At 68.8% G+C, this 14855-nt stretch carries 11 protein-coding genes; 8 read left to right on the forward strand and 3 right to left on the reverse strand.

Annotation, left to right across the window (positions count from 1 at the left end):
* Positions 1-149: 149 nt before the first annotated feature.
* From QOZ89_RS38275 to QOZ89_RS38285, 3 genes are all read left to right on the forward strand, one after another.
* Positions 150-5024, forward strand: a complete 4875-nt coding sequence (locus QOZ89_RS38275; RefSeq protein ID WP_491723691.1) for a diguanylate cyclase — start codon at positions 150-152, stop codon at positions 5022-5024.
* Positions 5025-5225: 201 nt separating this feature from the next.
* Positions 5226-6095: an SDR family NAD(P)-dependent oxidoreductase gene (locus QOZ89_RS38280; RefSeq protein ID WP_071047725.1), complete on the forward strand. Its 870-nt coding sequence runs from the start codon at positions 5226-5228 to the stop codon at positions 6093-6095.
* Positions 6096-6124: 29 nt separating this feature from the next.
* The gene (locus QOZ89_RS38285) at positions 6125-6550 is read left to right on the forward strand and encodes a nuclear transport factor 2 family protein (RefSeq protein WP_071047726.1); all 426 of its coding nucleotides are present in this window, start codon (positions 6125-6127) and stop codon (positions 6548-6550) included.
* Between the two features lie 103 nt (positions 6551-6653).
* Here QOZ89_RS38285 and QOZ89_RS38290 read toward each other — a convergent pair whose 3' ends face one another.
* On the reverse strand, positions 6654-7895 hold the full coding sequence (locus tag QOZ89_RS38290) for an NAD(P)-binding domain-containing protein (protein WP_071047727.1): 1242 nt from the start codon (positions 7893-7895) through the stop codon (positions 6654-6656).
* Positions 7896-8176: 281 nt separating this feature from the next.
* Entirely contained in the window at positions 8177-8950 is a 774-nt protein-coding gene (locus QOZ89_RS38295; protein ID WP_071047728.1) for an SDR family oxidoreductase, read from the reverse strand.
* 87 nt (positions 8951-9037) lie between these two features.
* On the opposite strand from QOZ89_RS38295, the gene QOZ89_RS38300 reads away from it, so the two are divergent.
* From QOZ89_RS38300 to QOZ89_RS38320, 5 genes are read left to right on the forward strand one after another with little or no spacing between them, the layout of a single operon-like run.
* Complete coding sequence (locus QOZ89_RS38300) at positions 9038-10498, forward strand: aldehyde dehydrogenase family protein (RefSeq protein ID WP_312628929.1); 1461 nt, start codon at positions 9038-9040, stop codon at positions 10496-10498.
* Positions 10495-11301 carry an SDR family oxidoreductase gene (locus tag QOZ89_RS38305; RefSeq protein WP_312628931.1) on the forward strand — a complete coding sequence of 269 codons (807 nt, stop codon included), beginning with the start codon at positions 10495-10497 and terminating at the stop codon, positions 11299-11301. Before QOZ89_RS38300 ends, QOZ89_RS38305 begins: the two co-directional genes overlap by 4 nt.
* The gene (locus QOZ89_RS38310; protein ID WP_157910449.1) at positions 11298-11468 is read left to right on the forward strand and encodes a hypothetical protein; all 171 of its coding nucleotides are present in this window, start codon (positions 11298-11300) and stop codon (positions 11466-11468) included. Before QOZ89_RS38305 ends, QOZ89_RS38310 begins: the two co-directional genes overlap by 4 nt.
* Positions 11465-12217, forward strand: a complete 753-nt coding sequence (locus QOZ89_RS38315) for a carboxymuconolactone decarboxylase family protein (RefSeq protein ID WP_312628933.1) — start codon at positions 11465-11467, stop codon at positions 12215-12217. The genes QOZ89_RS38310 and QOZ89_RS38315 overlap by 4 nt, the downstream gene beginning before the upstream one ends.
* On the forward strand, positions 12214-12909 hold the full coding sequence (locus QOZ89_RS38320; protein ID WP_071047732.1) for a TetR/AcrR family transcriptional regulator: 696 nt from the start codon (positions 12214-12216) through the stop codon (positions 12907-12909). Before QOZ89_RS38315 ends, QOZ89_RS38320 begins: the two co-directional genes overlap by 4 nt.
* 108 nt (positions 12910-13017) lie before the next feature.
* On the opposite strand, the gene QOZ89_RS38325 is transcribed toward QOZ89_RS38320, so the two are convergent.
* Entirely contained in the window at positions 13018-14709 is a 1692-nt protein-coding gene (locus QOZ89_RS38325; RefSeq protein WP_312628936.1) for an IS1634 family transposase, read from the reverse strand.
* Positions 14710-14855: the final 146 nt, after the last annotated feature.

The following is a 14855-nucleotide window of genomic DNA, read 5'->3' on the forward strand; positions in this document are numbered from 1 at the left end:
AGGCGCAGACTGTGATAGGTGCCGCCAGCGCTGGAGTCTGATCGTGCCGGAGGGAGCGGATGGGCGTCGATGACGGAACGTCACGGACTTCGGCGCAGTCTGTCCAGGTTGTGCGTATTCATGACAGCGCCCGCACACGGGTCAGTCGGTTGTCGGGGCCGGGCGGCGGCTTCATCCTGAAGGAGCCGGTGGGGCCGGGTGCTGGGCAGCGGCTACGGCAGGAGTCAGCGATCCTCGACCGCTTGTCCGGCGTCGACGGTGTCGTGCAGCTGGCGCGGGAGGTGCACTACCCGGGGTCGATCCCGCTGACGGACGTCGGCGGCGTCGCGCTCGCGGACATCCCGACGCCCTTGGACCCCACGGAGCTGATCCGACTCGCGTTGCCGCTGGCCCGCGCGGTGGATGGCATGCACGGCCGCGGCGTCGTGCACCGGGACATCAACCCCGCCAACATCCTGGTCACAGGTTCCGAGCGTGCGCCGTATCTGATCGATTTCGCGTTGGCGACGACGTTCGCGGAGATCCGCACGGAATTCACGCATCACAGGGAAGTCGTCGGGACGCTTCCCTATCTGGCGCCGGAGCAGTCTGGTCGTACCGCCCGCCTGGTCGACCAGCGGGCCGACCTGTACGCGCTAGGCGCCACCCTGTACCACTTGGCCACCGGCGCGCCGCCCTTCGGCTCCGGGGATCCGCTCCGCCTCATCCACGACCACCTGGCCCGGGTACCGGCGGCGCCGGCCGAGGTCAACCCCGCCGTGCCGGCAGCGCTCTCGGCCATCATCATGCACCTGCTGGAGAAGGAGCCCGACGATCGGTACCAGACGGCCGCGGGGCTCAGCTATGACCTGAGGCGGCTGCGGGACGGCACGGTAGAGCCGTTCTCGGTTGGTACCCGCGATTTCCCCCCGCGGCTGCTGGCGCCGTCGCGACTGTTCGGCCGGGACGAGGAGATCGCCGCACTGCACTCCACGTTCACGCTCGCGCTGTCCAGGCGGTGCCGCGGTCTGCTGGTCACCGGGGCGCCCGGGGTGGGCAAGACCTCGCTTGTAGACGAGCTGCGCTCGATCGTGACGGGGAGCGACGGCTGGTTCGTCTCGGGCAAGTTCGACCAGTACCGTCGCGACCCCGACTCCGACGGCGTGTACCGGGCGTTCCGAGCGCTCGGGCGGCTCCTGCTGGCCGAACCCGAGAAGGAACTGGCTGACCTACGGGAGCGGATCCTGCGGGTGATCGGCCCCAATGCTGGCCTGGCGAGCGAGGTCGTGCCGGAGTTGGCGGCGCTGCTCGAACTTCCCCCAGACGTCGGCGACCCGCAGACGGTGCAGGCCCGGGCACAGCGGAACGCGGTGGACATCCTGCGAGTCATTGCGTCCCGCAAACGGCCGGTGGTGTTCGTCGTTGACGACCTGCAGTGGGCCCCCCGCGCACCGCTGGGCTTCGTCGACGAGGTGTTCAGCGACGACGAGCCCGCGGAGGGCCTGCTGTTGGTCGCTGTGTACCGGGAAGGCGACGTGGACACGACCCATCCGCTCGCTCCGATGCTGGCCCGGTGGCGGCGGCAGGAGGGAGTGGACTTCCTGCGACTGGACAATCTGCCCACGACGAGCCTCGCCGGCATGGTCGGCGAGATGCTGCACCTGGATCCGCCCAGGGCGGCCGAGCTGGCCGGACTCATCGCGCCGCGGACGGGGGGCAACGCGTACGAGACCGTCGAGCTGCTCAATGCGCTGCGGGTCGATGGCGCGCTGACTCTGACGGATCACGGGTGGTCGTGGGACGGCGCGGCGCTGCGCCAGCTCGACCAGGCGGATGTCGCCGGGCTTCTCACCGAGCGCGCCGAGGCGATGCCTGCGCCGACCCGGGCTCTTCTGGAGGCGATGGCATGTCTGGGAGGGTGGGTCGAGATCGATCTGCTGCGCGAGGCGACCGGCCGGTCCACGGGCGAGTTGGAGGAACTGTGCCTGCCCGCGCTGGACGGCGGGCTCCTGGTCGCGGAACCGGGTCCGTACGGCCACCACGCGCTGTGTTTCCGTCACGACCGGAACCGTGAGGACCTGCTGCGTCGCGTGAAGCCGGGGCGGCTGGACGAGCTCCGGTTGCGGTTGGCTCGGCGGCTCGCCGCGCGCCCGGAGCTGCGCGTGATCGCCGCCGAGCAGTACCTGCCGGTGATCGACGCGGTACGCGACCCAGTCGAGCGCCGCGGCGTGGTCGACCTGCTCCGCGGCGCCGCCGAGCGGGCGGGGCTGGTGAGCAACCACGCTCTGGTGGAGCGGCTTCTCGGCGCGGCGGTACGGCTGACCGATCCGGACGATACCGACTCGCTGATCGAGCTGTACACCGGCCGGCAGGCGGCGCTCTACAACCTGGGACGGCTGGACGAGGCGGACGAGGTCTACCAGGCCATCGACCGGCTCTGCACGGAACCGGCGCAGCGGATCGCCCCGACGCTCGTCCAGGTGAGCAGTCTGACCAACCAGCCCCGCCCCCGGGAGGCGGTCGCCCTCGGCGTCGGCCTGCTACGGCAGCTGGGCATCGCCGTGCCGACGGCGGAGACGATCGACGCGGACGTCGACCGCCGCCTGGACGAGCTGTGCCGATGGCTCGAGCGGGAATCCATCGCGGAACAGGTAAACCGCCAGGACATCACCGACCCGACGCTGCTGGGCGCCATGAAGCTGATCAACCGGCTGATGCCGGCCGCGTTCACCTGCGATCGTGCCACGATGGCCTGGCTGGTCCTGGAAGCGGTGCGGATGTGGGTCCAGCACGGCCCCGTCCGAAGCCTGCTCGAGCCCATCAGCGACCTCGTCTTCGTCACGGCCACGCTGCGCGGCGACTATGGCACCGGAGCCAGGGTGCTGGGGCAGGTCCTGGCGGCAAGCGCGACGCGCGACCACGAACCGGAGGCGTCACAGGCTGGCTTCGTTTACGCGCTCGCCGCGGGACCCTGGTTCGCACCGCTCGAGGACACGGTGCGCCGCGCCCAGACCGCCCGGGAGGGGCTGATCCGGGGCGGCGACCTACAGCACGCCTGCTACACCTACGTCGCGGTGGTCCAGCAGCTCTTCGAGTTCGCGCCGCAACTGGACACCGTGGTCGAGGAGATCGAGTCCGGCCTTGCGTTCGCCGTGCGCACCGGCAACGAGATCGTCCTCGGGATTCTCTCGGCCTACCGGTGGCTGATCCATCAGCTGCGGGGCGAGGGCGGGACGGACGCCCAGGCAACGCTTCTCGTGGAGGCAACCAGCAACGTCCCGCCGAACGCGGCGCAGACGCACATCATCCGTGCGCTGGCCGCGGCCGTGTTCGATGATCAGCTGGAACTGGAGCGGCGGAGCCAGGCGGCGACCGAGGCGCTTGCCACCATCGAGGGGATGTATCCGACGGCGCTCGCTCATCTGCTACGCGGTATGGCGCTGGCCGGTCAGGCTCGGGCAGCCGCGCCGGACCAGCGTGGCGGCCCGCTGGCCGCGTTGGACGCGGAGGCCGACTGGTTGCGGCTACGCGCCGCGGACGCCCCGGCGAACTTCCGCCACCTGTTGCGCCTGGTCGAAGCCGAGCGGGCCTGGAGCGCCGGGGACCACCTGACCGCGGCCCGCGCTTTCGACGCGGCCCGGCGTGAGGTGTCCGCACGGCGCCGCCCCTGGCATCAGGCGTTCATCCTCGAACGCGCCGCCCGGTTCCACCTGGCCTACGGCATCGAACAGGCGGGGTGCGAGCTGCTCGTCCAGGCCCGCGACGCCTACCAGGCCTGGGGCGCGACCGCGAAAGTGAGCCAACTCGACTGGGCCTACCCGGCCCGGCGGTCCGCCTCCGCGGCGCCGCCCAACCTTGGGGACGTCCCGGTCGCCGCCGACGCGGGCACCCGCCGATCCAGCATCCCGACCGGCGCCCTCGACCTGCTCGGCATCCTCGCCGCCTCCCAGGCACTCAGCTCCGAGACCAGCATCGACGGCTTACGTACCCGCGTCGCCGACGTGCTGTCCGCCATGACCGGAGCCACCGACGTCCACCTGTTGCTGTGGAATGCGGAGCGGCGGCAGTGGTCGCCTTCCGCGCGCGCGACCCGTTCCGGGGCGGTGGGCGGCGACGATGAGATGATCGCGCTGGGCGAGCCCTGCCTGCGGCGCCTGGTACCGCTGTCCGTCGTCCGCTACGTCGAACGCACCCACGAATCCCTTGTGGTCACCGACGCCACCCACGACGACCGGTTCGCCCGTGACCCGTACCTCGCCGACCTCAGCTGCTGCTCCCTGCTGGCGGTACCCATCTTCAACCGCGGGGCACTGCGTGCCCTCCTGCTCCTGGAGAACCGGCTCCTGTACGACGCGTTCTCCACCGATCGCCTCGACGGCGTCATGCTCATCGCCGGGCAGCTGGCTGTCTCCCTCGACAACTCACTGGTCTACGCGTCCCTGGAACACAAGGTCGCCGAACGCACCCGCCAACTGGCCATCGCCAACCGGCGCCTGAAGCAACTGTCCGTCACGGACCCGTTGACCGGGCTGGCCAACCGCCGCCAGCTCGAAGAGATCCTCACCAGCGAGTGGCAGCGCGCGCAGCGCTCCGGGCGGCCGCTCGCGATCGCGATGGTCGACGTGGACCACTTCAAGCTCTACAACGACCACTACGGACATGCCGCCGGCGACAAGTGCCTCCGGCGCGTCGCCGGCACGCTCGCCGACCAGACTCGCACCACCGACCTCGCCGCCCGCTACGGAGGGGAAGAGTTCGCGATCGTCATGCCCGACACCGACACGACGACAGCACACCACATCGCCGAACGACTCCGCGCCGCCATCGCCGCGTTCGCCGAACCACACCCGCTGGCGACCAACCACATCGTCACGGTCAGCGTCGGCGTGGCCGCGGCAGTGCCGCCGCCGAACAGCTTCGCCCAAAGCCTCGTCGAGACCGCCGACGCGGAGCTCTACCGCGCGAAACGCGCCGGCCGCAACCGGGTCCAGGCGACCGGTCCCACCTGCCCACCGAGCCGAGCCGGACATCCTTCCGGCGAGTAGCCCGGTCGGACGGGATCGATCGACCGCCGCCCCCGCCCCCACCACGGCCACGCATTGCACGATCATGTCCGACTGGACGCACCAGCCGTGGCCCAGGGCGTCGGTGCCCGACCACCTGTCCTCGGGACGGACTTGTATGTAATATCCGATCTCGCCACGGCCCTGGGTGCACCGGGGCGTCGACTGGAGGGTGGGACGCATATGACCGACCACGCGGCTGACGGGGTGCGGGTTGTCGTCATCACAGGGGCGGGGTCGGGGCTTGGCGCGGCGATGGCTGGTGTGTTCGCCGCGGCCGGAGATGCCGTCGCCTGCCTGGACATCGACGCCGATGGTGCCGAGGCGACCGCCAAGGCGGTCCGGGAGCTGGGTGGCGAGGCCATGTCGGGTCGGGTCGACCTCGCCGACCCGGCATCCCTGCAGGCTGCCGCGGAGGCGGTCCAGCGTCGTTTCGGCGGCTGCGACGTGTTGTGCGCCAACGTCGGCGTCCAGCAGTTCGGCGCGATCGACCATCTCAGCGCGCAGGACTGGCAATGGGTGCTGTCGGTGAACGTGCTGGGCACGGTCGCGACCGTGACCAGTTTCCTGCCGCTGCTGCGCGCCCGCTCCGGGCGTCGCCACATCGTCCTCACCGCTTCCTCCAGCGTGCTCAACCCCGGCGTCCGCCTCGGCGCCTATACCACCAGCAAGTACGCGGTGGTCGGCTTCGGCGAGACGCTGCGGATGGAACTCGAGCAGGAGGGGATCGGGGTGTCGATCCTGTTTCCGGCCGGCATGTCCACCCGTCACCTGGAAAGCAGCAGGCTGGCCCGACCAGCACAGCTGGGACCGTCCCTGCTGCGGAACGAGGACGTCGCGGCGATGCTCGCCAGCCGCGACATGGACGACAAGACGAACGTCGTCACGCCGGAGTTCGCGGTCCGCAACCTGCTGGACGATCTCGCGCGCAACGAGCCGTACATCGTGACACACGGTGGCTACCGGGATGCGTTGGTCCGGCGCCAGGAGGCGTTCGTCGCCGCGTATGACCGGATGGCCGGCTCGAACGATGTGACGGCGCCGGCCCGGTGAGCCAGGAGGAGTTACAGGAGGAGTTAGCTGTGGACGTCGGCACCCTCGTCGAGATCGAGAAGATCAAGCAGCTCAAGGCCCGTTACTTCCGGCTGCTGGACACCAAGAAGTGGGACGACTGGGCCGACGTCTTCACCCCGGACCTCAACCTCTGGGTCCAGGACGTTCCGGATGTCACCTACACCAGCCGGGATGAGTTCCTCGCCGCGATCGTCCCGATGCTCACCGACGCGGTCACCACCCATCACGGCCACATGCCGGAGATCGACGTCACCGGGTCGGACACCGCCCGCGGCATCTGGGCCATGTTCGACTACGTCCAGCTCGGCAGCCCGGACCGGCCGATCCGGCTCAAGGGCTACGGCCACTATCACGAGGAATACCGCAAGGGTTCGGACGGCCAGTGGCGGATCAGTTCGCTGCGGCTGCACCGGCTTCGTGTCGACTACAGCTGACGCGTGCGCCAAGGTCCGCGTGCCCGCGGCTTATCGGTCGCTGCCTTCGACCGACGTGCCAGTAGATGGTCGGGGCGCTCACGACAGCCGTGACGGCCGGGCTTCATCCATCCGCCGCGCTGTGGTCGAAGCGTTGCCGATTGTTGCGCTTGGAGCTGATCCGCCATTGCCCGTCCGGGCATTTCCGGTACGTCTCGATGTAGTGGCCGTAGCCTTTGATGCTCAGTCTGCCCTGAGGTCCGTCCAGCTGGACGTAGTCGAACATTGACCAGACGCCTTCGGCCTCGGTGTCGCCGAGCAACGTGATCTCTGGCATGTGGCCGTGATGGGTCGTCACGCCGTTGTCCAGCATGGGGATAGTGGATTCGAAGTACTCCTCGTTGAGCTGGAAGCGCTTCTCCCCTTCGATCGGGAGGTAGTGCTTGCAGTCCGCGGTGAACAGGTCGCGGAACGCGTCCCAGTCCTTCAGGTCAAGGTAGCGGAAGTACCGTGCCTTGAGCTGCTTGATCTGTTCGATGTCCCACAGCGCCTGCACGGAGGGTGGAACAGGCCGCTGGCCGACATCCGCGGCGGTCGCCAGAAGCCCGAGCTGCGTGCCCGCGGCGGCGGCGAGGGCCTTGGCGGTCGCGACGTCCTTGGTGATGTAACGGCCGGCCGCTTCCTGGAGGCGAGCCGACGAGCCGAGGGCGCGCACCGTGCCGAGGGCGTAGCTGTTTCCGCTGCAGTGGCTGATCGCGTCGAGAGCTCTGGCCGGGTCGAGCCCGAGTTCCCGAGCCACCCGTTCCGCCTCCGCCACCAGGCCGACGTTCGCCCCGAACAGCGCGTTGTTGACCAGCTTCACCCGTTGGCCGTCACCGAGTCCTCCGATGTGCAGGATCGGGCTGGCATAGGCGGCCAACACCGGCCGGACCGCCTCCAGAACGCGGGGCTCACCGCCGACCAGCAGCGTCACCCTGCTCGCCGCGGCGTCCGCCGGACCGCCGCTGAAGGCCGCGTCGAGGATCCGGATATCACGGGATCGCCCGGCTTCCGCGAGCGCGGGCGCGGTGTCGGGGCTACAGGTCGTGTGGATCACTATGACGGAGCCGGGACGCATCGAGGTGAGCAGCCCCTCGTCGCCGCCGCACACCTCACGTACCTGCTGGTCGGAGAAGACGCACACAACGACCACGTCGCTGGTGGCCGCCAGCGCGGCAATCGTCGGTACGCTGATCACCCCCGACGTCTCGATCTCGCGCGCCACCTCGGGCCGGCGGGCGTAGAACGACGCCTGGAAGCCTGCCTTGACAACTTGCTCCAGCATGGGCCGGCCCATGCTTCCGACGCCTAAGAATCCGATCTTCATGCGGTGCTCCCGGGTCCGTCACCGGCGGCCGCCCATGCGTTCCGGTCGAGACCGAAACCGCCGTCAGTGGCTGCTGTGATCGTCCGTGCCAGTTCTGCTGTCATATCCAACCAATCGTCGGGCGACTGTCCTGTCGAACAAGAGCGCAATCAATGGGAGGCGCCGGCGGGTCCACGGTGTTCGCCGCGGACGATCTGGCGCGCGGCCGTCGTCGGCCGAACCTCCCAGGACATTCTGCGGCGCGGCCCTGCGGTGATACGGACGCGGGCACGCCCTCTTGGTCAGAGCCGGGTAATCCAGCCGCCGTCGACCAGGACGGTCTGGCCGGTGATCCAGTCGCCGGCCTTCGAGCACAGCAGGAGAAGGGTGCCGATCAGGTCCTCGGGCGGGCCGGACTTCTTGCCGGGGATGCCCGAGTAGAGAGCCTTCCGGAGGGGTGAGTCCTTCGGAAGGCTGACGTACCCGCTCTCGTTGTCGACGAGCCCGGGCGCGATCGCGTTGACGTTGATCCCACGCGAGCCGAGCTCGGAGGCGAGGTTCACGGTGAGGCCGTGCAGCGCGTACTTCGTGACGCTGTAGATCCCGCCGGCTATGAAGGCACCGGCGGACAGGCCGTTGACGATCCGGCCCCCGCCGCGGACTGTCATCGATTCGAGCACCGCCTGGGTACACAGAAGCGGTCCTCGCAGGTTGACGTCCACGACGCGGTCCCACTCGGGGACCGGCATGTTCGACAGGCCGTACGGGGGCAGGTCGGTCATGATCGCGGCGTTGTTGATGAGGATGTCGATCCCGCCGAAGGCCTCGACCGCGGCTGTCGCCATCGCCTGAGCCGACTGCGCCGAGGTGACGTCGACGTGCGCGGCGGCGACGCGGAATCCGCTGTCGGTCAGGGCCTTCGCGGTCGACGTGGCCGCGTCGAGGTCGAGGTCCGCGACGACGACGGACGCGCCGGCCTCACAGAGCGCGCGGGCATAGACGACGCCGATGCCGCCGGCGCCCCCGGTGATGATCGCGACCTTGCCCGTCAGGTCGAACAGCTCGGTGGGAGTCATGCCATCGACTAACGCATGCGCATCAGGGTTAAGTCAACTAGTGTCATCTCAAATGCACTTGCGTTAGACAGGCAGGAGGAGGTCGGCATGACGATCGATCGCGCGGTCCCAGCGGTGCACCTGCACATCGGAGAGGAAGCGCGCCCGCACGGCACGGGTGGGGTGCATGATCACGTCTTCCCGGCGACGGGCGAGGTCCAGGGGCCGGTCCCGCTCGCGGGGCGCGACGACGTCGAGGCCGCGGTCGGCGCCGCGCGGGACGCGCTCGGCGCGTGGCGGGCCTGGAAGCCCGCGGACCGGGCAGCCGTCCTGCTGCGGCTCGCGGAGCTGATGAGGCGCGATGGTGACGAGCTGGCCCGGCTCGCGGTGCTCGACAACGCCATGACGCTCGGATCCGGCCAGCTCGCCGCCAGTGTCATGGCGCAGTACACCGCCTACTACGCGGGCTGGGCGGACAAGATCGAGGGTCGGGTGACCTCGGTCCCTGGACAGTCGCGTGAGCTCGCGTACACCGTCCCCGAGCCTTATGGCGTGGTTGCGATCATCATGACGTGGAACAGTCCGCTGTTCTCGGTCGGCATGAAGCTTGCGCCCGCGCTGGCCGCCGGGAACACGGTGGTCCTCAAGCCGTCGGAGCTCACGCCGTACGCATGCGAGCGGCTCATGGCACTGATCCGGGAGGCGGGCATCCCCGCGGGTGTCGTCAACCTGGTGCTCGGTGGCGCCGAGACAGGCGACGCGCTGGTCCGCCACCCGCTCGTGCAGAAGATCAGTTTCACCGGCGGTCCGGCCACGGCCCGGAAGATCCTCGCGGCCTGCGCGGAATCGCTCAAGCCGGCCGTCCTTGAGCTCGGCGGCAAGTCCGCCAACATCGTCTTCCCGGACGCCGACCTCGACGCCGCCGCGATGATCAACAGCTACAGCGTCCACGGCACGCTCGCCGGCCAGGGCTGCGCGATCGCAACCCGCATGCTCGTGCACGAGGACATCTACGACCAGGTCGTCGACAAGGTCGTCGCGCTGGTGGGCGGGATGAGGTGCGGCGACCCGTTCGACCCAACGACGACGATCAGTCCCGTGATCACGAAGGCCGCGCAGGAACGCATCGTGGGGATGATCGAGCGCGCCCGGTCGGGGGGCGCGGGCAAGCTCCTGCTCGGCGGGGGTGTCCCGGGAGGCGACCTTGCTGGCGGCTTCTTCGTCGAGCCGACCGTCTTCGGTGAGGTGGATCCGGCCAGCGAGCTCGGTCAGGTCGAGGTCTTCGGTCCTGTGCTCTCCCTGATGCGCTTCGCCACGGAGGACCAGGCGGTCGCGATCGCGAACGCGACCGACTACGGACTCGCCTCCTACGTGTACACCCAGGACGTCGGCCGGATCAGCCGCCTGACGACGCAGCTGCGTGCCGGGGGCGTCTACGTCAACGGTGCGCAGCCAGTCCTGGGATGTGAGCTGCCGTTCGGTGGGGTGGGCATCTCCGGCTACGGCCGCGAGGGTGGCATCGAGGGCCTGCTCGAGTTCGTCCGCACCAAAGCGGTGGCCATCGCATGACGATTCCGCTGAAGTTGGCCGGCGCATCCGCCGTCCTCACCGGAGCCGGCAGCGGCATCGGCCGCGCGAGCGCGCTGGAGTTCGCCCGCCGTGGCGCCCGTGTCGCCATCAGTGACCTCGATGCCGACCGCGCGGAGGCCGTCGCCGCCGAGGTCGAGGGCGCCGGCGGCGAGGCCGTCGCCATCCGTGCCGACGTCACCAGCGAGGACGATCTCGTCAGACTGCGCGAGACCGCGCTGACGTGGTTCGGGCGGGTCGACCTCGTCATGAACAACGCCGGGGTGCTCTCCATGGGCGCGCCGGAGTCCCTACCCGACGAGGCCTGGGAGCGTGTGCTCGACGTCAACCTGATGAGCATCGCCCGCGGTAACCGGGTGTTCCTGCCCCTGCTGATCGAGCAGGGCCGCGGCCACGTGGTGAACACCGCGTCGGCGTCGGGCCTGCTCGCCTATGGCTTCGACCGGCTGCCGTACGTCGCGAGCAAGCACGCGGTCGTCGGCGTGTCGGAGGCTCTCGCGTTGTATCTCGGTCCGCGGGGGGTGGGTGTCACCTGCCTCTGCCCATCAGGGGTGATCACCAACATGCCCGAGCAGTTCCGGGTCTACGGGGAGACCTCCACCAGGCCCCGCGCTCCTGAGCACGAGATCGTGACGGCGGAGCGGGTCGCCGGGCTGACCGCGGACGCGGTCACGCTGGGCCGGTTCCTCGTCACCACCGTGCCGGACGTCGAGGCCGAGCTCGTCGAGCGGGCGGGGGACATCGAGGCCTACCTGCGGGCGCGCATCACCGAGCAGACCGCATGACAGTCTCGACACGTGGCGGCCTCGTCGGCCCCGCCCGGCTTCTCACGAACGACGCCACCGTTCCCACCCGCCTGGTCACCCCCACCACGCCTGGTCTGTTCCAGGTGGCCGACGCCGCTCGCGCCGGCGCGAACGTCGTTCGTACCGACCGAGAGGACCGACCATGAGTCCCGACGAGCTCTACCGCACCGTCATGACCGTCGAGCCGCCGGCGGTCGAGACGCCGTTCGAGGCCGCGAGCCGGGAGTTCCTCTTCGGGCGCGTCTGGAACCGTCCCGGCCTGAGCATCCGCGACCGCAGGCTCGTGTCCCTTGCCTGCGTCGCGGCGGCGGACGCGCCCAAGCCGATCGACGACCATGTCTACGCGGCACTTCGCAGCGGCGACCTCACGATCGAGCAGATGAACGAGGTGACCCTGCACTTCGCGGTCTACTGCGGATGGCCGAAGGCCTCGCACCTGGAGATGACGGTCCGCACGCAGTGGCACCGGATCCACGCGGAGCGCGGCGAGCAGACGCCGCCGTGGCCGACGCGAACGCCGGAAGATCTCGGTCCCGCCGATCCCGGGCAACGGATTCTGGACGGTCAACACGAGTTCGCCGACGTCAACGTCGTGCCGGCACCCCCGTCGGACTCCCCGTACTTCTATGCCGGCATCCTCAACTTCGTCTTCGGGCACGTGTGGCGCCGGCCCGATCTGTCACGCAGAGACCGGCGGCTTGTGACGATCCCGTGTGTCGGGCTGTCCGACTCGCCCGCGCCGATCCTCTCACACGTGGGCTCCGCTCTAGAGTCTGGCGACGTGACCTACGACGAGATGCAGGAGATCTGCCTGCAGTTCAGCGCGTACTACGGCTTCGCCAAGGGCGAGGCGCTCCAGGACGCCGCTGAACGCTGGCGCATGGGCAAGGCGTGACCGGCCCATCCACCACCCCGCTCAGCGCGACGGCGCTGCAGCTCCTGACCACCGCCGAGCGGCTGTTCGCCGAGAACGGCATCGCCGGCGTGTCCCTGCGACAGATCGGCACCGCGGCGGGGTCGGCGAACAGCTCCGCCGTCAACTACCACTTCGGCACCAAGGACCGGCTGATAGAGGCAATCTTCGCCTACCGCCTCCCGCACCTCCTCGAACGACGCGCGCTGTTGAAGGAACGCGTCGACCCGGATGACCTGCGCGCCCGCCTCGAAGCCCACCTGCTGCCCGTCCTCGAACTCGCGGAATCACCAGGCAACTCCTACGTCTCCTTCGTCGAACAGCTACAGCGAGGCGCGGACTCCTGGCAGCTCTTCGCCACTCAGCCCGACATCCGCCAATCGCGGGAAGAGTTCCTCGCCGACGTCCGGCGGCTACTACCGGATGTCGGCGAACCAGCGCTGACAATCCGAGTCGGACAGGTGCAGAATCTCAGCCTCAACGCCGCGGCCGAACGGGAACGCGCCATCGACAGACGACAGAAAGTGATCCCGTTCGGCCTGTTCGTCACCACAACTCTCGACGGTTTCACCGGCTTCCTGACCGCACCGGTTTCCACCGAAACTCGACGATTCCTCGCCCGGCCACCCACAACGGTTGCTCCGGAACCCGCGCAGCAGACGACGCCTCACTAGACCGAACTTACTTGATCTAGGACGCACTGCGGGCTCGTGACTTGCGGGTTCGCGGCAGCCATTGATCGTCTTACTGACTACCAACGGTCTTGGAGATAGGCGCGCCGATTAGCTGGAAGACCTTTCTCTGGGTTTCGGTGGCGTTCGTGAGTATAGCTGAAGGCTGCCGCCGCCGCTGATGCGGATCTCGTCGCGGGTCAGGGTGGCCAGGTGCGCGAGGAGGCCCTGGAAGCTGTAAAGAGGCGTTCCGTCGGGCTGTTCCTTGCGTGTGGATTTCCGGTTGGCGGCCTCGGAACGGAGAGCGGGCGCGACCGGGTCGGTGCGGCCTGGCGGCTCCTCGTCCGTGAAGGTGAGGGGGGCGAGCCGTTTCCTCAGGTGCCAGGTGATGTAGGCAGCGAGGGAGCAGATCAAGAGATGTGCGCGGACCCGGTTTTCCAGGTAGTGGTAGATCGGTCGCACCTGAAGGTCGGTCGTCTTGATCGTACGGAAGACTCGTTCGACCTGGGAGAGGTTCTTGTACGCGGTGACGATCTCGTCTCCGCGCATTCCGCTCGCGTGTTTCTCCTCGGCGCGGACGACGTAGATGCCGTCGAGCGCCGCCTCGGCGGCGATGCTCTCCTCCCGCCGGGCGATGGTGACATCGGCGTCCGTGATCGTGATCTCGAGGTGCTTCGCCATCTTCCGCCTGTGGACAATCTTCCCGATCTTCATGCCGATGTCCGCGGCGCCGACGATCCGGCCTTCCGTGACGGCGGCGACGACTGGGGCGAGCGCCTTTTCGGTGGCATCGAGCAGTTCGTCACGCTTGCGGGCACGCTCGGCTGCCAGGAAAGGGTTCCGGCAGGCGATCAGCCGCTCTCCGGGAAATTTCGGGTGGCGGATCTCGGCGAGGTTGGTCTCGTCGAACAGGGTCGGCTGCAGCGGGCCGTCCACGGCCGCGAGCTGGGCGATCTGGGGCGCGCGCAGGGCGGTGATCCATCCCAGGTCGTCGGACTCGCGGAGCGCCCTGATACGCGCCGACGTGATCATCCCTCGATCGCCGACCATGATCACACTCTTCAGGTGGAACGTTTTCTGGACGGCGTGCACGGCTTCGATGAACGCGGACGGGTCGCCGGTGTTACCGGGGAAGACGCGTATCGCGACAGGCCGGCCGTCGGCGTCCGTGAGGACTCCGTACTCGATCTGCTCGAGCCCGCGACGGCCGTCACGGGAATAGCCATGGGACGCCAGCGGGCAGCAGTGCCCTTCCATCCAGGACGACGACAGGTCGAAAAGAACCTGGCCGCCGTCGACGAGATGCCGGCCCACGAGTTGCCTTTCGATGTCGTCCTGCCGGTGTAGCAGCCAGTCCATGGCGGCATAGATCTCGTCGGTCGACGCCGTGTCTATCCCCAGGTCCGCGCCGAGCGTGTTGTCGGACCACCAGGATCTGGTGGCGAGCTTCGAACCGGGCTGGATAATCCGGGCGACAATCAGCGCTAGGGCGATATCCCGCTGTCGCCCAGCCGGCCCCAGCAGTGCCGGCAGGCCGAGCTGCCGGGCGACCGTCATGACCGCGGCGACATTGCCGTGCTGAAGAGACCGAGCGATCTCGACATCTTTCTCGACATCGACCAGCGTCCGGCCCGCGAGCGCTTTCCTGAGCACGTCGATGGCCGCCGGCGGAAGGTGCGAGACGTTCGCAATGGTCTCGTTCTTGACCTTTCCGTCTTCCCGGAAGGTACGCCGCACCAGATGCGACACGTACTCCCGCGGCTCGCCGGCCGCGTTCGTCTGCCGACTGACAATCCGGTCCACGTGCATAGCACCCGTTTGCCTCGCCACGAGTCGATGATCCCATCCAGCAAGATCCCGATCAAGCAACCTACTGACTACACTTCGGACAACACAGGCCAAAGTGCCAGGCTGTGCGCGTAGCGATCTTCGAGCACTCGCAAGTTCGG

Source organism: Pseudofrankia coriaricola (genome assembly GCF_032027725.1).
Lineage (GTDB): Bacteria > Actinomycetota > Actinomycetes > Frankiales > Frankiaceae > Pseudofrankia.

Bases quoted from the DNA above. Each gene is read 5' to 3' on its own strand.
- QOZ89_RS38315 (WP_312628933.1), top strand. From the start codon at position 11,465: ATGAGTCCCGACGAGCTCTACCGCACCGTCATGACCGTCGAGCCGCCG.
- QOZ89_RS38280 (WP_071047725.1), top strand. From the start codon at position 5,226: ATGACCGACCACGCGGCTGACGGGGTGCGGGTTGTCGTCATCACAGGG.
- QOZ89_RS38300 (WP_312628929.1), top strand. From the start codon at position 9,038: ATGACGATCGATCGCGCGGTCCCAGCGGTGCACCTGCACATCGGAGAG.
- QOZ89_RS38310 (WP_157910449.1), top strand. From the start codon at position 11,298: ATGACAGTCTCGACACGTGGCGGCCTCGTCGGCCCCGCCCGGCTTCTC.
- QOZ89_RS38290 (WP_071047727.1), bottom strand. From the start codon at position 7,895: ATGAAGATCGGATTCTTAGGCGTCGGAAGCATGGGCCGGCCCATGCTG.
- QOZ89_RS38305 (WP_312628931.1), top strand. From the start codon at position 10,495: ATGACGATTCCGCTGAAGTTGGCCGGCGCATCCGCCGTCCTCACCGGA.
- QOZ89_RS38295 (WP_071047728.1), bottom strand. From the start codon at position 8,950: ATGACTCCCACCGAGCTGTTCGACCTGACGGGCAAGGTCGCGATCATC.